Raw genomic sequence first — 21108 nt, forward strand, 5'->3', positions numbered from 1 at the left:
TGAAAATAAAAAAGAAGTTGCAAAGCGCAGCAGTCTCTGGAATACTCTAAAATGTATGCCGTTGACCCCTATATTTGTGCTTCATCCTTCATGATATGAAGTAGTTAGGGGAGTCGAGCGGAGGCAGATGATGAACAAGACAGGGCTGCCGGTGAAGTACCGGGCAGGCTTGACGGTGGATATGCTGTATCTTGTTTAGTATGCACTTGCTTACCACGGAAGCATTGGCGTTCTTGACCACACCGCATTCATGCCCTATTTTTATCTCTTCACACATATTAAAATCGCAAACATTTTGTCAGTCATGATCGGCTGAAATCATGTCGCGAACCAAAAAAAAGGTAAACCTCCGTCATGAATTGGGATTGGGACAAGCTACAGGAAAAGAGGCAACGGCAGCAGGGGGCCAATCCTCCCCCCAAGCCGCCCCGCAATACTGACCTTGACAATGATGAAGGGCAGGACCGGCAACCCCCACGGGCGCGGCGAAATCCTTTTAATGGTCGCGGCAGAGGGGATGACAATCCTTTGAAAAAACTGTCGCAAATGAACCTTCCCAATGGAAAGGCCTTTTTTCTGATTGGCCTGGCGGTGGTGGGGTTGTGGCTTTTATCCGGCATTTATATCATTAACCCTGACGAACAGGGTGTGGTGTTGCGCTTCGGCAAGTACAACCGCACTGAAGGTCCCGGCCCTCATTACGCATGGCCTGCACCCATAGAAAGCGTGTACAAGCCGCAGGTTACCCAGGTGCTGCGTAGTGAGGTGGGTTTCCGCTCGGTGGGGCAGAGCACCACTTTTCAGCAGGGGCAGGTGCGTACGGTCTCTGAAGAAGCCTCCATGCTCACCGGCGATGAAAATATCGTCAATGTGCAGTTCAGCGTGCAGTACAAAATCGGTGATCCGGTACAGTATCTGTTTAACGTGAGCGCGCCCACGGCTCTTGTGCGCAATGCCGCCGAGGCCGCCATGCGCGAGGTCATCGGCAACAGCCAGATTGACTCGGCCATCACTGACGGCAAACTGAAAATCCAGAGCGAGGCCACGCAGCTTCTGCAGACCATTCTGGACCGTTACGGCGCGGGCATTCAGGTGCTGGCCGTACAGTTGCAGGACGTGCACCCCCCGCAGGAAGTCATTGACGCCTTCAAGGACGTTGCCAGCGCCAGAGAAGACAAGAGCCGCATTATCAACGAGGCTGAAGCCTACCGTAATGAACTGCTGCCCAAGGCACGAGGCCAGGCCGCGGCCATGCTCAACGAGGCAGAGTCGTATCATGCGGTGCGCGTGCGCACTGCCGAAGGTGAGACCTCCCGTTTTGACGCCCTGAGCGCGGAACATCGCAAGGCTCCCAAAGTCACTGAACAGCGCCTTTACTATGAAACCATGGAAGACATACTTGCCGGTGCTGATGAAAAAGTGCTTATGGATGCCCCGGCGGCATCCCGTGCCTTGCCTTATCTGAATCTGCCCAGCATGGGCGCCCCTGTCGCCCCCAAGGCGTTGGAGAGAAAATAATGCGTAATAATCCTCTGCCGGCTGTCATTGTACTGCTGCTGATCGTTGTGGTGGGTAGCCAGTGTTTCTTTACAGTTCATCAGACGCAAACGGCTCTTGTGCTTCAGTTGGGTGACCCTCTGGACAAGGTGTATGGTCCCGGCCTGCACTTCAAGATGCCTTTTATCCAGAACGTGGTGTATTTTGATTCGCGGGTGCTGGATTACGAAGCCCGCTCGCGTGAAGCCTTTACGGTAGACAAGAAAGCCATTGTGCTTGACAACTACGCCCGCTGGAAAATTATCAATCCCCTGCAATTTTACCGTACCATGCGCACCATACCCGGAGCGCAGGCACGGCTTGACGACGTTGTTTACTCCCAGCTGCGGGCGCTGGTGGGCGCGTACACCCTCACTGAGGTTGTCTCCTCCCACCGTGCGGCCATTATGAAGGAAGTAACAAACAAGGTTTCAGCCTTGATGCATAGTTACGGTGTTGAAGTGCTGGACGTGCGTATAAAACGCACCGACCTGCCGCCGGAAAACCAGCGCGCCATCTTCGGGCGCATGCGGGCGGAGCGTGAGCGCCAGGCCAAGCAGTACCGTTCCGAAGGTGAGGAAGAATCCACGCGTATCCGTTCCGACGCTGACCGTCAACGTGCAGTTATATTGGCTGAAGCCGCGCGCGAGGCTCAGATAAAGCGCGGTGAAGGCGACGCCAGCGCCGCGTCTATCTACGCCCAATCCTATAATAAGGCGCCTCAGTTCTATGCGTATCAACGCTGGCTGGAGGCCATGCGCAAATCTCTCAAGGAGAACAGCAAGATGGTGCTGGCCAACGAAGCGCCTCTTCTTAATCCTCAACATTGATGATGCGGCTTGTCCGCATTATGGAGTTCAAGATCATGCCTGCCTTTGCAGAAATATACGAACGCATCAAACTGGCGACAAACAGCCGCACTCAGGTGGAATTGGCCGAGGTGCTGGATATACGCCAGTCGAGCATTTCTGATGCCAAGCGCCGCAATTCCGTTCCCGGCAACTGGTTTATGAAGCTGTTTGAAAAGTTCGGGCTCAGTCCCGACTGGCTCAAACAGGGCATAGGGCCCATGTACCTGCGTACCGAGCAGGGCTACATGCCGCAGGATGCGCCTGCGGCGCTTGCAGAAAACGCCGCCCACTACGGCGATACTCTTGCAAGAGGATCTGTGGTCTCTGTTTATCACATGAACTGCGACTATGATGACGAGCAGCCACGCCCGTCCCTTGAAGTGGCAGGAAAAATTTCCTTGCCGCATTCTTATATGAAAGACAGCCTTGCTGTCCTGCGCATGCGCGGAACCAACATGTCTCCCACTATCATGTCTGATGCTCACCTTGGTGTGGACACTATGGACAGGGACGTGATTTCCGGCCGCGTGTACGCACTCTTTGCACCCAACGAAGGCGTGATTCTTCGCCGTCTGTTCCTGAACAGTGCGCAGGACGGGTATGTGCTGCGTTCTGATTCTGCGAACTTTCCCGAAACGACACTCGCACCCGACCTGATGGCCAAGCGCTTGCTGGGCCGGGTTGTGTGGGTATTTCAGGACTTATAAGCATGACCGTAAAACTGGCCGGAAAAGCTTCTTTAGCCACGTTCAGAACGGTCAGTCTGGTCTGTTGTCTGGCTTGTTGCATGCTTGTCGCCGCCTGCGGCGGCGCGCATACCCAGCCTGTTTCCGAACCTGAAGCCGGACCGGCCCATGGGGCTGGTCCGGCCAGGGTTGCCGGCCACGATTTGCCCGCAACGGGCGAAGCGGCAACTGGCCGGAGCGGCGGGGGAGAGTTTTCCCCCGTTCGTCCCGGCCTCCAGGCGCAGCCGGAACTACCCGGCAGCCAAAACACTCCTCAAGCGGGCATACCTGCCATGGCTCCGGTCTGGCAGCCGCTGGCCACGCGGCTCGCCGCCGACGGGCTTTCCGGCCCGCGGGTAGACGCCCTGTTGGCTACGCTGGCTTCTACGCCCAGCCAGTCGCCCATGGGGCGCAAAATGCTCGAGCTTTACAAAAGCCGTTTCATGCCCCGGCCCCCTTCCGCCAAACCCACGCCCACAACGTATTACAAAGGGGTCGTAACGGAGCAGAATGCCCGCCTGTGTCGCGCTTTCATTGCCGAGCACAAACAGGCTTTCAGCCAGGCCCAGGCCCGCTACGGGGTTCCTTCATCCGTGGCTGTGGCGCTGCTTTTTGTAGAAACACGCCTTGGCAAGGTTTTGGCTGATGTGCCGGAAAACGCCCTTTACACCCTGGCCAGCATGGCAGTAAGTCGCGACCCTTCGCAAATCGATCAATGGCTGCCGCGCATGCCGGGGTATGAAGCGCATATGGACTGGTTGCAGGAAACCATGCCGAAACGTGCCGACTGGGCCTATAAAGAAGTGCGGGCTCTTGTACGTCACATCCTGCAGGATGACCTGGATCCCCAATATCTGCCCAGCTCCATTTATGGTGCAGTAGGCCTGTGTCAGTTCATGCCCTCCAATATCGCGGCTTATGGCGCGGACGGCGACGATGACGGCAAGATTGACCTGTTTCATGTGCCGGATGCTGTGGCAAGCCTGTCCAACTATCTGGCCCGGCATGGCTGGAAACCCGGCATAAGCCGTGCGCAGCAGCACAAGGTGCTCATGACCTATAACCGGTCAACGGTCTATGCCAATACCATTCTTGCCCTGGCCGATCTCGTGCAAAAGCCTGAAGCTGCCGCCGGTAAGACCTCTGCGCGGGGCCAGAAGGAAAAAAACACTGGTTCCGGCAAAAGCGGCAAGACCCGTCCCGGTGTGCCTGCCGGGCAGGGTTCTTGAAGCAGGCTGCACAGCACGGATTTACCGGTCTTGTCGGAGCAACTGGATGTGTGGCGCATACGCCCGCGCCGTTTGCCTGATGTTCCGTCCACGGAATCTTGAAAAAACAGACGTTTTTGTGATAAGCTGGCATATTCTGCCAGTCAGGCGCGACACCTGCCCGGCAGGGTTGTTGCGCGGTTATGCCGGAGGTGTGCTCCGGGAAAAACACGCAACGCATACCGATTTTTTCAATACAGGGACATTCCGCTTTCCGAGCCTCTTGTTCCTTGTTCTCTCAAGTTATTATTTCATCTACCGATGAAGTGAATGTGGGGGTTCCCCACTGTGGCTGCCTGTTTCGTCAACAGGCCTGCTCCGGTGTATCTGGCGATATACCGGAGATGGATGAGCCACCGCTGCCGGGGTGTCCCGGTAATGGCTCGCTTTCATGCTGCCCGGCACAGGGTCGGAGCAGTCATCCGAAAGCGAGTATTTGCGGTTGTGTGCCCGCAAATCGCCCGGCGTTCTTTTGAGCGCCGGGCGCACTTTTTGGGCCGCGTAAACATATGAGCCTTGCGGCTTTTCTTGCCATCGCGCCTGCTGGGTGGCATACTTTACAGATGAAGTGTTCATCACAGTCCGAGTTTCCCCGGATCCGGCGGCCGCTGGCTGATCTGCCGCAGTTGCCGGAGCTTGAGGATCCCACCCGGCCCCGCAGCGTGCCTGACGATGCGGCATGCTTTGCCCTGTGGGATAAATACGAAATGCTGCCCAACATCCGGCGGCATTCGCTTCTTGTGGCCCATATTGCGGCTACCCTGGCCGCGCGCGCGGCCTTGTCGGGTTTTGACGTCAATGTGTCCGAAGTGCGTGCCGGAGGGCTGTTGCACGATATCGCCAAAACGTACTGCGTGCGCCATGGCGGCAGTCATGCCCAGGTGGGCGCTGCCTGGGCCGTGGCCGAAACAGGCAACTATGCTGTGGCACAGGGTGTCATGATGCATGTCTGGTGGCCTTGGGACCTGCCTTCGGGGCGGGGCATCTGCGCGCTGCCGTTTTTTGTGATGTATGCAGATAAAAGAGTCAGACACGATGCTTGCGTCAGTCTGGAAGAAAGGTATGACGACCTGCTGGGCCGTTATGGGCACAGTGAGGCGGCGCGTGAAGGTATTTGCGCCGCCTTCCGTCAGGGAAAAAATATTGAAAGCGCTCTTTCGGAGCAACTGGGATGGACACTGAATGAAGATTCTTTTGATTGCGGGCGGCTGGTCTCCTGAACGGCAGGTATCATTGAACGGCGCAAGGGCCATGGTTCCTGCCCTGGAGGCGCGCGGTCATCAAGTGACGTTTTTTGACCTCCTGGAAAATTTTAACGGTTTGCTTGCCGCCGCCGAACAGCACGATTTCGCCCTCATCAATCTGCACGGAGCTCCGGGCGAAGATGGCCTTGTGCAGGCCATGCTGGATCAGGTGGGCTGTCCCTATCAGGGGTCCGGCCCCGCAGGCTCTTTTCTGGCGCTCAACAAGTGCGCGGCGAAACAGATTTTTCGTCGGGCGGGTCTGCCCACGGCGGATTGGGACTTTGTGCCCGCGTTTCCCGGAAAAGACTGGCAGCCCCGTCTGCCATATCCCCTGTTCGTCAAGAGCAATACGGGCGGTTCATCGCTGCGCCTTGGCCGCGCGAGCAACCGTGCTGAGCTTGATGATATTATGGGCCAGATATTCGCCGCGGGCGAAGAAGTCATCATGGAACCTGTGCTGCCGGGCCGTGAAGTGACGTGCGGCATTCTGGGCGAAGACCCTCTGCCGCCCATACTTATTGAGCCGGTAGCGGGAGATTTTTTCAATTACGAGAGCAAGTACGAGCAGGACGGCGCACGCGAGCTATGCCCGGCCCCCATCGGTGACGAACTGACCGCACGCGTGCAGGAACTGGCCCTCGCCGCACACAGGGCGCTTGGTCTCAGGGGCTACAGCAGGGCGGATCTTATCCTTGGGCCGGACGACAGCCTTACCCTGCTGGAGGTCAATACCTTGCCCGGCATGACCTCCACCAGTCTTGTGCCGCGCGAGGCCAGAACCATCGGTCTCGATTTCGGCCAGCTACTTGAGCGCCTTATGGAGCTGGGTTTCGACGACTGTAAGAAAAAGCAGCCGTAGCGCGGCCTTGAAGGCTTGCTGCGGGCAGGAAAAGTCCGTGCCGCCTCTCCAGCCCGCCGCGGTAAGCATGACGGGCCGGAGGGGTTTTTTGTCAGCATGCCAAAAGGCCTGAATCCCTTTGCCGTAACGCGCATGCCGCGCAGGCATGCCTGGTGCGCCCAGTTGCCGTTCCGCCGTGTCGCATACGACAGGGTAAAGACTCCGCAGGGTATTATCCCTTGCTTTCGGGGCGGAGCACAGATTCAAAGGGCCTGCCCGCATCCATTCTGGAATATCAAAGGCATAACAGTCCACACCTAACAGCGACGGTTCCATGTCTGACAAAAAAAATTCTGCTGGCCATCTGGCGGCTTTGCTTTGCATTCTTGTCTGGGGTGCAACGTTCATTTCCACCAAGGTACTGTTGCGCGACTTCAGCCCTGTTGAAATTCTTTTTTTCCGGTTCAGTCTGGGCTTTGCCGCCCTGTGGCTGGCTTGTCCTCGCGCTTTGCGGCTGAAGGATAAAAAACAGGAATGGCTTTTTGCAGGAGCGGGGCTTGCGGGGGTAACGCTTTATTTTCTGCTTGAAAATATCGCGCTTACTTATACCTTCGCCTCCAATGTGGGCGTTATTGTGGCTGTTTCTCCCTTTTTTACGGCCTTGTTGTCGTTCTGGCTGTTGGCGGCGGAAAAGCCGGGGCTTAACTTTTTTCTGGGCTTTGCGGCAGCCATTCTGGGCATAGGACTCATAAGCTTCAGCGGAAGCGCCAGCCTGCAACTCAACCCGTTGGGAGACCTGCTGGCGGTGCTGGCCGGGCTTGCGTGGTCGTTTTATTCCATCCTTACGCGTAAGATTCTGGCCTTTGGCTATAACAGCCTTCAGGTGACGCGGCGCTGTTTTTTCTACGGGCTGCTTTTCATGCTGCCCTGTCTGCCTTTTATGGGTTTTCACTGGGGGGTGGAACGCTTTGCCAAGGTCGTGAACTGGGGCAACATGGTCTTTCTTGGACTTGGGGCCTCGGCCTTGTGTTTTGTAGCCTGGACGTTTGCCATCAAGCGTCTGGGGGCGGTGAAAAGCAGCGTCTACATATATCTTGTCCCTGTGGTGACGGTTATTACCGCGGCACTCATACTGGATGAACGCATCACCTGGATGGCCGGGCTGGGAACCGTGCTGACGCTGGCAGGTCTGGCGCTTTCGGAGATGCGGCAGTTCCGCCTGTGGAAAAAGGCCGCCTCACTGCGATAATGAGGTTCGCCGGAAAATTGCCGTACAGGCCTTGTACTCCTGATCCCTTTGCATGAATGCCCGGAAGGCCTGCCAAAGCAGACTTTCCGGGCATTCATGCTTTCCGGTTCGGAGCTTTTTTGTCGTGCTGATTACAGGGCTACCCCCGCAATAAGCGCGGCACCGCTCAGCAGGTAGCACTTGCGCACAAGATGACCGAATGAATCCAGGTGCAGCCAGTCACCTGTTCCCGCACGGCTGATGTGGCGGCAGGCCTGTAAGTAAAAAGGCAGTCCGAGCAGGGCCAGAGCCACCGGCCATCCGGCCAGGCCCGCGGCCCACAGATTGAGCAGTAAAATCCACACTGCGGGCCACCACAGGCGAAAAACAAGGGCGGCCCTGTCCTTGCCCAGTGTGTTGGCAAGCGTATGCTTGCCTGCGGCCAGGTCTGTTTCGATTTCAGGCAGACTCTGGTAATAGAGCACCCCCGCCACCATAAGGCCCACAGGCAGCGACAGGGCCAGACTGCGCGGGTCGAATCTTTCAAGCAGCAGGGCGGCGCCAGCGCTGACCATGATGACGCCCATGTTCAGGCAGACAAAAAGCTCGCCAAGCGCCCTGTGTCCGTAGCGTATGGGCGGGGCTACATAAAAGATGGCCGAGGAGACGGCAAAAATACTTACAAACCACAGGCCGGGCCGCAGACCGGCAGGCGCCAGCGCGGCAAGCATGCCGCCCACAGCCAGCGTGGCCGGAGCAAGCAGCAGAAGCGCCACGGAGAGCTGGCGGGGGCTGATAAAGCCGCTCTGTATCACACGGGAGCCACCGATATTGTCGCCGCCATCCACGCCAAGGATGTGGTCAAACAGGTCATTGGCAAAATTGGCGATGGTCAGGCCCAGAAAGCAGCCCAGCAGAAGCAGGGCATATATCAGCCATTGATGGGGAGTAATCTGCCCTTGCAGGCGAAAGGCAAAGGCCAGAGCCAGGGTGACGGGTATGGCCGCAGTGATGAGAAAAGGCGGGCGGCAGGCTTGCCACCATGCCCGAAAATGCCCGGCAGCCGAAAGCCGTGGGGCATCGGCGGGCCGCCCTTGCCAGGCAGCCCGCAGCAGATTGCCGTAATTCATGATTATGCCTTTTCCGTTTTCCAGCAATAGGGAATGGACGGATCATCCACGGGCAGGCGCTGTCCTTCGGCGGGGTCGTGGGGAATATCCGCACAGTTGCAGATGAGCGCCGGGGCATCGCCCATGGCGGCAAAGCCGTACCATACGCCAGTGGGGATACGCAGGAGAAAATAGTTTTCCGGCCTGCCCAGGGCCAGTTCGCACACGACGCCTCTGGTGGGGGAGTCCGGGCGGTCATCGTAAAGCACAATGCGCAGCAGCCCCGTGGGTACGGCAAAATGCTGCACCTGCCGGGTATGGCGCTTCCAGGCCTTGATGTGGCCGGGCAGCACTTCTGAGAAGTATATTTCACCGAAGCCCTTGCTGAAATCCGGGAGCAGGGCGGAGCCGGGGCGCAGCATGTGCAGCACCGGCCCGCCAGGCGTGGGAATTATCCCCAGCGATTGCAGCAGCGCCCCGTCAATGCCCACATCCCGGGTCACGGTTTCAAGGGCGTCCATGCTACTTTACCCATACCTGGCCGCGCTGCTCGGCGGCATTGACGTAGGCTGCGATCTGCCCAAGGCTGAAGTCCAGCATGTTTTGCGGTTTTTTGCCGCCAACGCCCTGATAGAAGCAATGATACCATTCGGCAGTATAGCGGATGGTTTCCTCAAAATTGAGGGTGGCCTTCCAGCCCAGATGGGCAAGGGCTTTGTCGCAGCAGAGTTTGAGCAGTGTGCATTCTTTCATGCCCGCCTGTCCGGCCTTGTCCATTTCGCTGGCAAAGCCGGGCCAGTGCAGGGCCAGGGCGTCTACCACCTCGGCCACAGTGTTGTTCACGTCAGCGGCGGGGCCAAAATTGTAGGCCTGGCCGCGCAGGTCAAAGGGGCTGTTTTGACCGAGCAGCAGGCGCGCGCCCAGCCACAGATAGCCGGACAGGGGCTCAAGCACGAGCTGCCAGGGGCGGGTGGCCCAGGGGCTGCGTATCTGCACTGCCTGCCCCGCAGCCCAGGCACGGGCGCAGTCGGGCACGATGCGGTCAATGGCCCAGTCGCCGCCGCCGATGACGTTCCCCGCGCGAACCGTGGCGCAGGCGGGGCCATCCTTGAAAAAACTTTCAAAATAGGAGTGGGCAATGATTTCGGCGCACCCCTTGGAGGCAGAGTAGGGGTCGTGTCCGCCCAGGTGGTCTGTTTCACGATAGCCCCAGACCCATTCATCATTTCTGTAGCACTTGTCTGAGGTTATCATCACGGCTGCGCTCACGTCCGGGCAGGCGCGTATGGCTTCCAGTACATTGAGGGTTCCCATCATGTTGGCCTCAAACGTGAGGGCCGGATCATCATAGGATTTGCGCACAAGAGCCTGGGCGGCCAGATGAAAAACCACATCCGGGCGGAACTGGCGCATCGCGCGCACCATGGCATCGCGGTCGCGTATGTCGCCGCGCAGGTCGGCCTCAAGGTGTGCGCCCAGGTTCATTGCGGCATAATGAGAAGGTTCGGTGGGTACATCGTCGGAAAACCCGCCCACCACAGCGCCGAGCTGGCTCAGCCACGCGGCCATCCAGGAACCCTTGAAACCCGTGTGCCCGGTTACGAAAACCCGGCGTCCCTTATATGCATTGGCAAACATATGTGTTCCTTATAGTAATTTCTTGCTGAATTTGCGTGCAGCCGCGCATATTCAGCGTCGGGCCGGGCCGGGCGCGCAGCCTGCCGACCATCCGGCCCGCAGGCTGCGCCGCTTGCGCTGCAAACGTGTTACATCCAGAATGCGCGCCCGGAATCCCACATTTCGTTGAGTTTTATGGAGTCGCGCAGGGTATCCATGCACTGCCACTGGCCGGGGTGAGGATACATGGAAAGCTGCCCTTCTGCCGCCAGCCGCTGCAGGGGTTCTTTTTCAAGATCGCAGCTTTCATCTTCGCTGAGGTAATCCAGAAACTCGCGCTTGAAGACAAAGAAACCGCAGTTGATGTATTCATCCAGCACGGGCTTTTCTTCCCAGGAGAGTATCCTGCCCTGATCATCGGTGCGCACAGTGCCGAAACGTGAAGGCATGCGTACACCGGTGAATGTTCCTATGCTGCCGGACTGCTTGTGGAACTCTATAAGCTTGTTCAGGTCTATGTCAGCCACGCCGTCGCCGTAGGTGACCATGAAACGGTCGGTATCAATATACTTGGCCACACGTTTGAGGCGTCCGCCCTTGAGGGTCTCTTCACCCGTATTGCACAGGGTGACGCGCCAGTCTTCTATATGACTGGGATATGTGGTGATGTCTCCGCTTTTCAGATCAACGGTAAAGTCTGTGTTGCGGATGTTATAGTCGTGAAAATATTGCTTTATGACCTGGCCCTTGTAGCCCAGGGGCAGCACAAAATCCTTGAAACCGAAACGCGCGTAGATGGACATAATGTGCCACAGCACGGGCCGTCCGCCGATCTCAACCATAGGTTTGGGTTTGACCGAGGTTTCTTCGCGCAAGCGCGTTCCCTTGCCGCCACACATAATAATGACTTTCATGTAAGTGCCTCCTGACGCCGCGCCTCAGGCCCAATGCCGTGCGCCGCGTGTGGCCCATGTGTAGCAGAACGCCGTGAGGAAAAAAAGCCCCGCGGCCTTCCCGCCCCCCTTTGCATAGGCGCGCGTGAAGGGGTATAAGAATTTATGGCGTTTGTATGCATGCTTCGCCTTTACCAAGGGGTATATATGAAAAAAGACAATCGTTCCTTCCGTTTTTTGCCGTTGATTCTGATCATGGCCGGGCTGCTGGCTGCCTGCATTGCATCCGGCCCGCAGAAGACTTTGAAAGATATGGCAGAAGCCCTGAAAAAAAATGACAGCGCGACGTTTCTTGCCCAGGTTGACCTCAAAAGCTTTGCCGCCAACGAAGTCAAAAACATGACCCGCGAAGACGCGCCGCTGGGGTTGCTGGACAGTTTGGGCCGTTCGCTGGGCATCGGCGGCGTGGACCAGTTGATCGGCAGCATGGTGGATATGGAGGCGCGTCTTCAGGGCCACTTTAACCGTGGCGTCAGCACGGGCGAACTGATGGCCCAGTGCCGTGAGGCGCAGACGCCCGACTGCCCCTGGGTGCCGGAAAGCCTGGCTGATGCCAAGGTGACGGAAATCGGCCCCAATGCCGCCGTGGCTCAGGTAACCACCCCTGCCCGCATGACAAGCTGGCTTGCGTTGCGCAAGGTCGGCGAGAAATGGCAGGTGGTGGGTCAGGCGGTTATGGAAAGCACGGCCCGGCAGTATGCAGCCGGTTCCGGCGCGGCGGCCCCGGAAAAGGCTGCGCCCCAGACCCCGGCGCCCCAGAAGCCCGCTCCTGAAAAAAATGTTCCGGATCAGGACAACAGGGCAGGCAACAACCAGGATGTAAGCAGAATCTGAAGCAGTGCACGGGGTTCGGCCCCTTTTGACGTGTAAAAGGCGCATGCCGGATGGTGCAGTACCTCCGGCATGCGTTTTTATTTGGGCAGATTCGACAGATGGCGACGGCTGCGGCGGTTCAGGCTGGTGACGTGGGAGCTTCCGCACAGCCTCCAGAGCAATATCAAGATAAAACGGCCTTAATTCAGGCTGGGGGATATTTCGGTCACGATATTGGTGGCCTGATGCAGCAGGCGCATTTCAAGCTGTTCAAGCAGAGCCTTGCACCCTTCGCCGGTTTTGGCAGCCACGGGCAGGGCATGGGGAAAGGCGTCGGCCAGTTCAGCCCTGGCAGGAGCCGCAAGCTGGTCCCACTTGTTCAGGATGAGCAGACGGGGCATGCGGTCAAGCTCCATTTCCGCCAGGATGGTTTCAACGGCGCTGATCTGCTGCAAAAGGTCAGGGTGAGAGGCGTCAGCCACATGCAAAAGCAGGTCAGCCGCCTCCAGCTCTTCAAGAGTGGCGCGAAACGCGTCCATCAGCTCTTTGGGCAGATTACGGATAAAGCCCACGGTGTCCGCCAGGATAAGTTCTTTCTCGGCGGGAAAGCGCAAACGCCGCGTGGTGGGGTCAAGCGTGGCAAAAAGCTTGTTTTCAACCAGAACCTCAGAGCGGGTGAGCGTATTGAGCAGGGTGGATTTGCCCGCATTGGTATAGCCCACCAGTGCGGCCAGAGGAATGCCCTGGCGTGAACGGCGGTCGCGGGTGAAAGCACGCTGGCGGCGTAACCGCTCAAGGTCTTTCCGGATGCGGGCCATGCGTTCGCGTATTTTGCGGCGGTCGGTTTCAAGCTTTGTTTCGCCGGGGCCGCGCCCGCCGATACCGCCCATAAGACGGTCCATGGCGCGGTTTTTGCCCACCAGACGCGGTTGGGTATAGCGCAACTGGGCCAGTTCCACCTGTAGCTTTCCGGCTCGGCTTACCGCATGCTGGGCAAAGATATCAAGAATAAGCTGGGTGCGGTCAATGACCTTGCGCTCGGTAATATCTGCCAGATTATGCAGTTGTGCTGGCGAAAGTTCACCGTCAAAAACAAGAGTGTCCGCCCGGCCTTGCAGGGTCAGTACTTCCAGTTCCGCCACCTTGCCCCGTCCCATGATCAGACGCGGATTCACCTGGGGTACGCGCTGCACCATGCGTCCGGCTATGCCAAGCCCGGCCGTGCGGGCCAGTTCGGCCAGTTCGTCCAGGTTGCGCTCCTGAATGATGCGTGGCAGGGCTGCCACAGAGATGAGCAGGGCGCGGGGTTTGTTTTCCGCTTCGCGGCTGCTTTCGGCCCGGCGGGAAAGGTCTTTTTCCAGCGCTTCGGCCGTACCGACCACCTGGGCCGTCGTGCGGTCCCACGGGCGTGGCTGTTCCAGATGATAGCCCTGACCGTTGACGTTTGTGGGCAGAAGGTGCGCCGCCTGCCACTGAACCGGTTCGCCCACCGGATTGACAGTCAGGACGATGACGGCATCCAGGCGCAGAAAGAGCATGTCCATCAGGTCTTCCTGGCTGAGGCCGTCGGGGGTCAGGTGGGTATGCAGCAGCCGCAGGCCGCGCAAACGCTCGCCGCCGCTGCGACCTCGGGGCAGTTCGGGTATCAGGATACTGCCGGCCTTGCCCACAATAACCGTCTGTACACGGCCCTTACGGTCAATGAGCAGGCCTATTTGCCGCCCGATAGCGCGTGACAGCAGGGCCAGTTCGCGCGCCTGCTCCACCGTATACACGTCTTCCGCCGGAAAACGGCGGTTGAACAGTCGGTTGAGGGCGGTAAGCTGGCTGGGTTTCAGCCCTTGCAGGTTGCCTTCTGGTTTTGAAATACTATGCTCCTGGCGCAGTGGCGCGCTTTTCGCACTGGCCCGCCAGCGTGCGGGCCACGGCTGAAAAAAGCAGGGCGGCTACGGGCCGCCCTGCCTGATGGCGGTTATGGGCGCAGATAGGACGTGATGAGGGCGTCGTAGCGCGATGTGGCTTCAAAAGCTCTTGAGGCCATGGTCTGGCGAAACTCCAGGCTCACGGCATTGTCGTGGCTGCGCATTTCATCCATGGCAGTGGGGTACCATTGGGGAGAAGGCAGCACAAGAATGCTGTGAAAGTTCTTGGCCGCGGCACGCAGCATACAAGGGCCGCCGATGTCGATTTCCTCCACGGCTTCTTCAAGGGAGAGCTTGCGCTCCACAGCTCCTGCAAAGTCGTAGAGGTTGACGCAAACCATGTCAAAGGGGCGTATGCCTTTTTCAGACAAGGTCTGCATGTGGGATTCTTCGTCCTTGTTTGCCAGGATTCCGGCATGGATCTTGGGATGCAGGGTTTTTACCCGGCCCCCGAGAATCTCGGGAAATCCGGTAACCGTGCTCACTGCGGTGACGGGCAGGCCCGCCGCCTCCAGCGCTTTCTGCGTGCCGCCGGTAGAGACAAGCTCCACACCGCGGGCAGTCAGAAAGGTGGCAAAATCCACAAGGCCGCTTTTGTCCGTAACGCTCAGAATGGCACGGCGGATGGGCAAGATGTCCATATGAAGCGACTCCTAAAATTTCGTGGGCTTACGCGCCGGAAAGTCCGGCACGGCATAAATGTGACCCACCCCTGTGAGTACAGTAAAATGCGTGTTTGCGCAATCTTCGCGGGTGGGCGTCATTGACGGCAGCCCTTGCGGGCCGGGACGCGCAAGGCTATGCTCAAAGCCGGAGGTTTTATGCTGTTTAAACTCGTATCCTGGAACGTTAACGGTCTTAGGGCGGTTTCTGCCAAGGCTGATTGGGACTGGTTTGCGCACAGTGACGCCCAGGTGGTGGCCTTGCAGGAAACCAAGGCGCATCCGGAACAACTGGACGAAGACGTGCGTGAGCCTGCTGGCTGGGAAAGCCGCTGGGCGTCAAGCACTGTCAAAAAAGGATATTCCGGCGTGGCCGTGTTCAGCCGTGTGCCTTTTCTTTCATGGAGCGCCGAACTGCCGCAGCCGGAATTTCAGGGCGAAGGCCGCCTGCTGCATCTGGAATATCCGGATTTTCATTTTTTCAACGGTTACTTCCCTAACGGCGGAGCCGAAGAGCTGGACGAAAGCGGCAAGCCCACAGGCAGTTTCAAGCGCGTTCCCTATAAGATGGCTTACTTCGAGGCTTTTCTGGCCTATGCCGAAGAATGCCGTAAAAGCAAGCCCATTGTGGTCTGCGGCGATTTTAACATAGCCCACAAGCCCATTGATCTGGCCCGGCCCAAGCCGAATGAAAAGTGCACGGGATTTCTGCCCGAAGAGCGCGCTTTTCTCGACCGCTTCACGGCTCTGGGCTATGTGGATACCTTCCGCCACGTGCATGGCGATGCGCCGGACAACTATTCGTGGTGGTCGTACAAGACCCGCGCGCGTGCAAAAAATGTCGGGTGGCGCATTGACTATTTCTTTGTATCGCAAGAACTTGCGCCCGCCATTCGCGATGCCTGGATAGAAAATGATGTGCACGGTTCAGACCACTGCCCTGTGGGCCTGAGCCTGGAAATATAAAAAATGGCTGCCATGAGCGGGTCATGGCAGCCATTTTTTCGGGTGGATGTGCCACACGCTTGTCAGGGCGTTGCCGCATCCGCGCCGCGCCTGACGTCCCCCGGCCGTTCTGCCGCCATACCGGGCGTTCCGGTGTGAATATGGCCGGCTCATGCGCGGCCTGTATCTTAGCTGCCCGGGAGCGGGTTTCATGACGCAAACGCCATTTCTTAATCCACTGCCCCGCAGTGCCGATCCCCAGCCTTACGCGGACAGGCTCGAACATGCGGATATGGATTTTCTGCGCCGGACGCTGGGCGAAGACCTGCTTGTCACGGCGGAAGAACTCCATGTCTATGCTTCTGATGCCAGCCTGAAAACGGGCAGACCGCTCGCCGCTGCCCGGCCCCGGCGTGTAGAGCAGGTGCAGGATCTGCTGGCCTGGGCGCAGGACAGGCGCATGCCCGTCTACGTGCGCGGCCGGGGAACAAATCTGGTGGGTGACTGCGTACCCGTGCTGCCGGGACTGGTTGTTTCCACCCTGCTGATGGACAGGATAGAGGAGATTTCCGCTACGGATTTTGTGGCCGTGGTGGAGCCGGGGCTGACCACGGGCCGTCTTCAGGATGCCTGCGAGGCCCGGGGGCTTTATTATCCGCCGGACCCGGCCACGGTCCGTTCTTCCAGCATCGGCGGCAATGTCATTACCTGTGCCGGGGGCATGCGCGCGCTCAAATACGGTGTTACCCGCGACTTTGTGCTGGGTATGGAGGCTGTTTTGCCCGGTGGCCGCCTTGTGCGTTTTGGCGGGCGCACACACAAGAACGTGGTGGGGCTGGACCTGGCCCGGCTTATGGTTGGCTCGGAAGGCACGCTGGGCTTCATCAGCAAGCTCTGGCTCAAGCTTTTGCCCAAACCGGAAGCCTCGGCTACCATTATGGCGGGGTACGGCTCACATGCGGAGGCCCTGGGCGCAGTGGGCGAAATTTTTGCGGCGGGCATTGTTCCCTGTGCGCTGGAGTACATTGGCGAGGGCATCATTGACCTCATGACCGGGAGTGGCCCTGTACCCTGGCCGCGCGAGGTACGCTCAATCCTGCTCATCCGGCTGGACGGCAGCGCCGACACTCTGCCGCTGGAGGCGGAACACCTGCTGCGAAGCATGCCCACGGCGTTCTGGCATATGACGGGGCTGAACCCGCAGGATGAGGAACGTCTGTGGGAAATACGCCGCCGCATCAATCCCACCACATTTCTGGCCGGGCCGGACAAAATGGCGGACGATGTTACCGTGCCGCGCGGACAGCTTGTGCGGGCGCTTGCGGAAATGGAAGCAATCGCCCGCGAGCACGATGTGACATTTCTGCATTTCGGGCATGTGGGAGACGGCAATATCCACGCCAATATTCTTTATGACGCGGCCGACCAAAACATGGCCCGCCGTGTGGAAAAAGCGCGTCTTGCCATGGAGCAGGCCGTGCTGCGCCTCGGGGGCGTCATGTCGGGCGAGCATGGCTGCGGCATCTGCAAGGACGCCGGTTTGCAGATTCCTCCGGCGGAGCGGGCGCTTATGCATGATATAAAGGCTGTTTTTGACCCCAGGGGCATTATGAATCCCGGCAAGGGCTATTAGGCATGGCGGCGCTCAAGCAGTGCACGCAGTGCGGGGCCTGCCTGGATAACTGCCCGGTATTTCTGCTGCGCAAAGGCGAGGAATTCAGTCCCAAGGCCAAGCAAAACCTTTTGCGCGCCAGCCTGAACGGTGATGCGCGGCTTGATTGGCGCGCGCTTATGCAACTGGCAGGGCAGTGCGCCGGTTGCGGGCGCTGCAAGACCGCCTGCGCAAGGGCTTTATCCGTCCCGGAAGCGCTGGCCCCGGCCCGTGCCCGGCAGCCGCGCTGGCAGCAGTATTTCTGGCGTTACTGGATCGAGCGTGGCGGCCACCTGTGGCGCGTCGCAGCCCGTATGGCTCCATTGGCCCCACGTGCGCTTCTGCCTAAAAAACTCGGCATTCTGCATGCCTCGGCGCTTGCCATGCGGGCGTCTGACGTTGAAGCCCCCTGGCTGCGTTTGCCCCCGCAGGGCGTGAAGCCCCTTGCCGGAAAAACGTTTGCTGTTTTTGGGGGCTGCACCGCCGACCGGCTGCGCCCGCAGTGGACAGACAAGGCCCGGTGCATTGTTACCGCGCTTGGGGGCAGTGTGGCCGATGCTCCCGGTTTTACCTGCTGCGGCGGCACATACGAGCATGCAGGCATGCCGCAACGGGCGCTGGAAGCGGCGCAGGCCAATGTGAACCGCTGGCGCGCGCTTGGCCGCCCGGCACTGGTGATTTTTTGCGCCTCCTGCCTGCACAGTCTGCGGCAGTATGCCGTCATGGCCGGATTACTGCCGCCGGAAGAAAGACAGGTGTGGCTTGAAAACCTTACGCCGCTTTCGTCTCTTTTCAGGGGTGTGCATGTGGAACGCACGACGGCGGCTTTGCCTGTTGCGGCATACCATTCGCCATGTCATTGGGATGGCCGGGACGAGGACCTGGCTTTTCTTGCCCCCTTGCTGCCCGATCTGCATAAAGGCAGGGCGCTTTGTTGCGGCTTTGGCGGTGTGCTGCGGATGCTGCACCCCGAATTGAGCCGAGACCTGGCCGAAGCCTGCTGGCAGGGGCTTGCGCCTGTGCCGACAGTGGCGCTGACCGGATGCAGCGGCTGTGTCATGCAGTTGCGGGCGCATGCCCCGCAAGGGGTTCGGGTTGCGCACTGGCTGGATGTTTTTCAGGTCTGAGGCGCGCGCCGCGGCATGGACGGCACTGCGCGTTTTTCATACCCGGAAAAAGCGTCAAAAAATGGACGCTGAACGCCGCGCCGCACACGGGGGCTGGGCGACTTCGCCTGAGTGCCGCAATGCTGCGGACCATATTTTCAACGCTGCCACGCTCTGGTAGCAGGCGCTAGAGCAAAATACTCTACAAGTATTTATCTCCAAATCCTTGCCGCCAAATGATTGCAGGGCGGTTTTGCCGACCGGTAAGCAAGCATTTGAAGCGTTAATTGCCCTAATCCAGCAGGCCAAGCAGGCGTGCTACCCGCTGCTCATTGAGGCCGGAGTGCGCCTGAAGCATTTCCTGACTGTGCTGGGCGGCTTCTTCTTCCACCTGGGCCAGGGCCTGGGTCATTTCTTCGGTGTTGAGCATGTGAGGCGTTTCAACTGCCGGAGCCTCAAGGGCTGGGGCGGCAGAAGACGCCGCGTCTGCATGGCTGGCGGGTAGCATGGCATTGACCCTTTCCTGAAACGTGGGAAAAAGCGGTCCCATATCATTATTGCGAAAACGGAATTCCAGTTCCACGAGGCTTCTCCTTATGCTTTGCGCTTTCGCCCTGTTCTGCGGCGGCAAGCGGTGGGGCGGCAAAATCGGCCGCACCCGTTTACTGCGCATAACCAAGCAAAAAGCGTGCCTGTGTGCCGGGTTCATTACCTGTATCCGGAGGCCCCTGCGCATATAACAACGGCCCGCGAGCATGCGCTCGCGGGCCGTTGCGGTGTACAGCAAAAAATGCTTGCTAGCAGTGGCTCTTGAGTTCCTCAAGAAAGCCTTCAGATACTTCAAAGCCCAGTTCCTGCGCCTTGTCGGCCGCTTCTTTGGCCTTGGCAAATTCGCTCTGGTCAAAATAGGCCAGGGCCAGGTTGTTCCAGGCCGGGGCAAAGGCGGGTTCTTTTTTGATGATGGACAGGCACTGCGCTTCGCACGCCTTGATGTCGCCCTTCATGAAGTAGGCGGTCGCCAGCGCGTTCTGGGCCTGCACAAAGTTGGGGTCCCACTTGAGGGCCTTGTTCAGGGCGGTGATGGCCTTGTCCGGTTCGCCGCGCTGCAGGTGCACAAAGGCAATGTTGCTCCACGGCACGGGAAACTTGGCGCGGCAGTTGGCGGCTTCTTCATTGTACCGCAGGCAGCCGTCAAGGTCGCCGCGCTCAAGGCAGATACCGCCCAGCTGCACGTAGCCTTCGGCCAGGTGCGGAGAATTGCGCACGGCGTTCAAAAAGGCTTCTTCGGCGGCGATGAAGTCGCGCTTGGTCAACAGGGCCAGACCCAGGTTGTAGTAATGGTTGGCGCACTGCTCATTTTCGGCAATTTCCGCCTTGAGGTCCGCAATGTATTCGTCCAGGTCATTGTAGCGAGCTTTCATTGGATGTGCCCCTCTTTTTTCAAAAGATCATAGTACCAGCGGCAAAAGTCGAAAATGCCCATGTATTTTTCGTCTTTATTGATAACGCCCAGGGCGCATTCCGTAGCGCCCTTGCTGTAAGCCTTGCCATACGGGCCTTTTTTGCCCGCGTCGTGCAGAAATTCGTTTACAAGCTGCTGCGTGGTGCGCTTGCTTATGTCTGTGCGCAGGTCAAGGGGATCGTTGGGCTTCTGGAAGGGATCCCAGTTGTCGTAGCCCAGCCGGTCCACAAACTTGCGGCGGCGCGGATTCATGCGCTCATAAATCTCGCGTTTGAGCTTTTCCTGCTCTTCCGTAAGTTCCTGCGGCGTGCCGTCTCGAAAGACGGTAGCGGGTATGCTGCCGAACATGCCGGACTCCTTGCGATGCGCGAAAATCCGTTTTCCGGCGCGTAACTACGGCCCTGTCAGGCCTGCGCCGCCGCCACGCCCCCGCGCGCACGGGCGGTTGCGGCTGTGTCCGGCCCGGCAAAATACAGTGCCGTGCCGTTCTGTATCAGGCCTGTTCTTTCTTGGCCGGCCCAATGCCGAGATAGCTTTCATCGTAGCGGGTCAGCAAGGCCATGGACAGCGGCACGTACACCTCGTGCAGTTCCTTGAAGCGTGACTTCACCGTGGTTTCGATGTCCTTGCTCAGTTCTTCGAGCCTGTCATACATCTTGTCCATATGTACGGTGGGGTAGGCCTTGCCTTTTTCAAATGCGGAAAAACCGCAAACATGACCCTGACCACGGATAGCCGTAGGCACGCCATAGATGCGACAGGTGACGGGCCGGGCTTCATAAAGAAGGCAGCGGTCGGCGTCGTCCAGCAAAGGACAGCGCATTTTGATCTTGGCGGCGATGCTCAGGATTTCTTCGGGGCTTTCGCCGTCTTTTTCCGCCCTGTACAGCTCGCGTTTGAGACGGGTGATGTGGCGGTCAAGTTCTGAGGCGCGTTCCAGTATGGCCGAGCGCTCGGGACCATGCCCGAAAGTGGCGTTAAAGGCCCGGTTGATATACATGGCTTCCACCAGCGAAAGGTCAAACATGGCGTGGCAGCAGTCGCTGCAGCCTTCTTTACAGGTCACACACTGGGGATAGCTGTCGCGCACCCGTTCAAACAGGGCGTCGGCCTCGGCCCGCAGGCTCTCGTAGCGGGTGAAAATAGCGGTCAGGTCAGGGATCATGATTTTCCTGTGT

Annotated in this window: 21 protein-coding genes; 11 read left to right on the plus strand and 10 right to left on the minus strand. The window is 58.8% G+C overall.

The features are described 5' to 3' along the window. The first annotated feature begins 354 nt into the window (after nt 1–354). The 7 genes from hflK to QZ377_RS06155 all read left to right on the plus strand — a co-directional run bounded on the left by hflK (nt 355) and on the right by QZ377_RS06155 (nt 7711). Nucleotides 355–1518, plus strand: a complete 1164-nt coding sequence (gene hflK / locus QZ377_RS06125; protein WP_291440309.1) for an FtsH protease activity modulator HflK — start codon at nt 355–357, stop codon at nt 1516–1518. Next, nucleotides 1518–2366, plus strand: coding sequence for a protease modulator HflC (locus tag QZ377_RS06130; RefSeq protein WP_291440310.1), 849 nt, complete (start codon nt 1518–1520; stop codon nt 2364–2366). Before hflK ends, QZ377_RS06130 begins: the two co-directional genes overlap by 1 nt. Then, nucleotides 2366–3094 (plus strand): helix-turn-helix domain-containing protein, encoded by a 729-nt coding sequence (locus QZ377_RS06135; RefSeq protein WP_291440311.1) that lies wholly within the window; start codon nt 2366–2368, stop codon nt 3092–3094. The genes QZ377_RS06130 and QZ377_RS06135 overlap by 1 nt, the downstream gene beginning before the upstream one ends. A 2-nt stretch (nt 3095–3096) precedes the next feature. Next, nucleotides 3097–4341, plus strand: coding sequence for a lytic murein transglycosylase (locus tag QZ377_RS06140; protein ID WP_291440312.1), 1245 nt, complete (start codon nt 3097–3099; stop codon nt 4339–4341). A gap of 602 nt (nt 4342–4943) precedes the next feature. After that, nucleotides 4944–5600 (plus strand): HDIG domain-containing metalloprotein, encoded by a 657-nt coding sequence (locus QZ377_RS06145; protein ID WP_291440313.1) that lies wholly within the window; start codon nt 4944–4946, stop codon nt 5598–5600. Further along, entirely contained in the window at nt 5563–6483 is a 921-nt protein-coding gene (locus QZ377_RS06150) for a D-alanine--D-alanine ligase (RefSeq protein WP_291440314.1), read from the plus strand. The genes QZ377_RS06145 and QZ377_RS06150 overlap by 38 nt, the downstream gene beginning before the upstream one ends. 313 nt (nt 6484–6796) lie before the next feature. Then, nucleotides 6797–7711 (plus strand): DMT family transporter, encoded by a 915-nt coding sequence (locus QZ377_RS06155; protein WP_291440315.1) that lies wholly within the window; start codon nt 6797–6799, stop codon nt 7709–7711. A gap of 131 nt (nt 7712–7842) precedes the next feature. On the opposite strand, the gene QZ377_RS06160 is transcribed toward QZ377_RS06155, so the two are convergent. The 4 genes from QZ377_RS06160 to rfbF all read right to left on the minus strand — a co-directional run bounded on the left by QZ377_RS06160 (nt 7843) and on the right by rfbF (nt 11330). Further along, nucleotides 7843–8820: a prenyltransferase gene (locus tag QZ377_RS06160; RefSeq protein ID WP_291440316.1), complete on the minus strand. Its 978-nt coding sequence runs from the start codon at nt 8818–8820 to the stop codon at nt 7843–7845. A gap of 2 nt (nt 8821–8822) precedes the next feature. Next, the gene (locus QZ377_RS06165; RefSeq protein WP_291440317.1) at nt 8823–9320 is read right to left on the minus strand and encodes a dTDP-4-dehydrorhamnose 3,5-epimerase family protein; all 498 of its coding nucleotides are present in this window, start codon (nt 9318–9320) and stop codon (nt 8823–8825) included. 1 nt (nt 9321) lies between these two features. Next, nucleotides 9322–10437, minus strand: coding sequence for a CDP-glucose 4,6-dehydratase (gene rfbG / locus QZ377_RS06170; RefSeq protein ID WP_291440318.1), 1116 nt, complete (start codon nt 10435–10437; stop codon nt 9322–9324). A gap of 128 nt (nt 10438–10565) precedes the next feature. Continuing rightward, the gene (rfbF, locus tag QZ377_RS06175; protein ID WP_291440319.1) at nt 10566–11330 is read right to left on the minus strand and encodes a glucose-1-phosphate cytidylyltransferase; all 765 of its coding nucleotides are present in this window, start codon (nt 11328–11330) and stop codon (nt 10566–10568) included. Between the two features lie 186 nt (nt 11331–11516). Here rfbF and QZ377_RS06180 point away from each other — a divergent pair, with 186 nt between their 5' ends. Continuing rightward, entirely contained in the window at nt 11517–12203 is a 687-nt protein-coding gene (locus tag QZ377_RS06180; RefSeq protein WP_291440320.1) for a hypothetical protein, read from the plus strand. 179 nt (nt 12204–12382) lie between these two features. Here QZ377_RS06180 and hflX read toward each other — a convergent pair whose 3' ends face one another. Continuing rightward, on the minus strand, nt 12383–14029 hold the full coding sequence (hflX, locus tag QZ377_RS06185) for a GTPase HflX (protein ID WP_291440363.1): 1647 nt from the start codon (nt 14027–14029) through the stop codon (nt 12383–12385). A gap of 125 nt (nt 14030–14154) precedes the next feature. Next, nucleotides 14155–14745: an IMP cyclohydrolase gene (locus tag QZ377_RS06190; RefSeq protein ID WP_012624512.1), complete on the minus strand. Its 591-nt coding sequence runs from the start codon at nt 14743–14745 to the stop codon at nt 14155–14157. A 180-nt stretch (nt 14746–14925) separates the two neighbouring features. On the opposite strand from QZ377_RS06190, the gene QZ377_RS06195 reads away from it, so the two are divergent. From QZ377_RS06195 to QZ377_RS06205, 3 genes are all read left to right on the plus strand, one after another. Then, a complete protein-coding gene (locus QZ377_RS06195) occupies nt 14926–15732 on the plus strand; it encodes an exodeoxyribonuclease III (protein WP_291440321.1) in 807 nt (268 codons plus the stop codon). Nucleotides 15733–15922: 190 nt separating this feature from the next. Next, nucleotides 15923–17344: an FAD-linked oxidase C-terminal domain-containing protein gene (locus tag QZ377_RS06200; protein WP_291440322.1), complete on the plus strand. Its 1422-nt coding sequence runs from the start codon at nt 15923–15925 to the stop codon at nt 17342–17344. Between the two features lie 2 nt (nt 17345–17346). Continuing rightward, the gene (locus tag QZ377_RS06205) at nt 17347–18489 is read left to right on the plus strand and encodes a (Fe-S)-binding protein (RefSeq protein ID WP_291440323.1); all 1143 of its coding nucleotides are present in this window, start codon (nt 17347–17349) and stop codon (nt 18487–18489) included. 271 nt (nt 18490–18760) lie between these two features. On the opposite strand, the gene QZ377_RS06210 is transcribed toward QZ377_RS06205, so the two are convergent. The 4 genes from QZ377_RS06210 to QZ377_RS06225 form a co-directional block, all read right to left on the minus strand. Further along, nucleotides 18761–19051 (minus strand): pseudouridine synthase, encoded by a 291-nt coding sequence (locus QZ377_RS06210; protein WP_291440324.1) that lies wholly within the window; start codon nt 19049–19051, stop codon nt 18761–18763. 214 nt (nt 19052–19265) lie between these two features. Next, nucleotides 19266–19889, minus strand: a complete 624-nt coding sequence (locus QZ377_RS06215) for a tetratricopeptide repeat protein (RefSeq protein ID WP_291440325.1) — start codon at nt 19887–19889, stop codon at nt 19266–19268. Next, nucleotides 19886–20278: a hypothetical protein gene (locus tag QZ377_RS06220; RefSeq protein WP_291440326.1), complete on the minus strand. Its 393-nt coding sequence runs from the start codon at nt 20276–20278 to the stop codon at nt 19886–19888. Before QZ377_RS06220 ends, QZ377_RS06215 begins: the two co-directional genes overlap by 4 nt. Nucleotides 20279–20423: 145 nt before the next feature. Then, nucleotides 20424–21095, minus strand: coding sequence for a YkgJ family cysteine cluster protein (locus tag QZ377_RS06225; protein ID WP_291440327.1), 672 nt, complete (start codon nt 21093–21095; stop codon nt 20424–20426). Nucleotides 21096–21108: the final 13 nt, after the last annotated feature.

The sequence above is a fragment of the Desulfovibrio sp. genome (assembly GCF_019424165.1).
In the GTDB taxonomy this organism is placed as follows: Bacteria; Desulfobacterota; Desulfovibrionia; order Desulfovibrionales; family Desulfovibrionaceae; genus Desulfovibrio.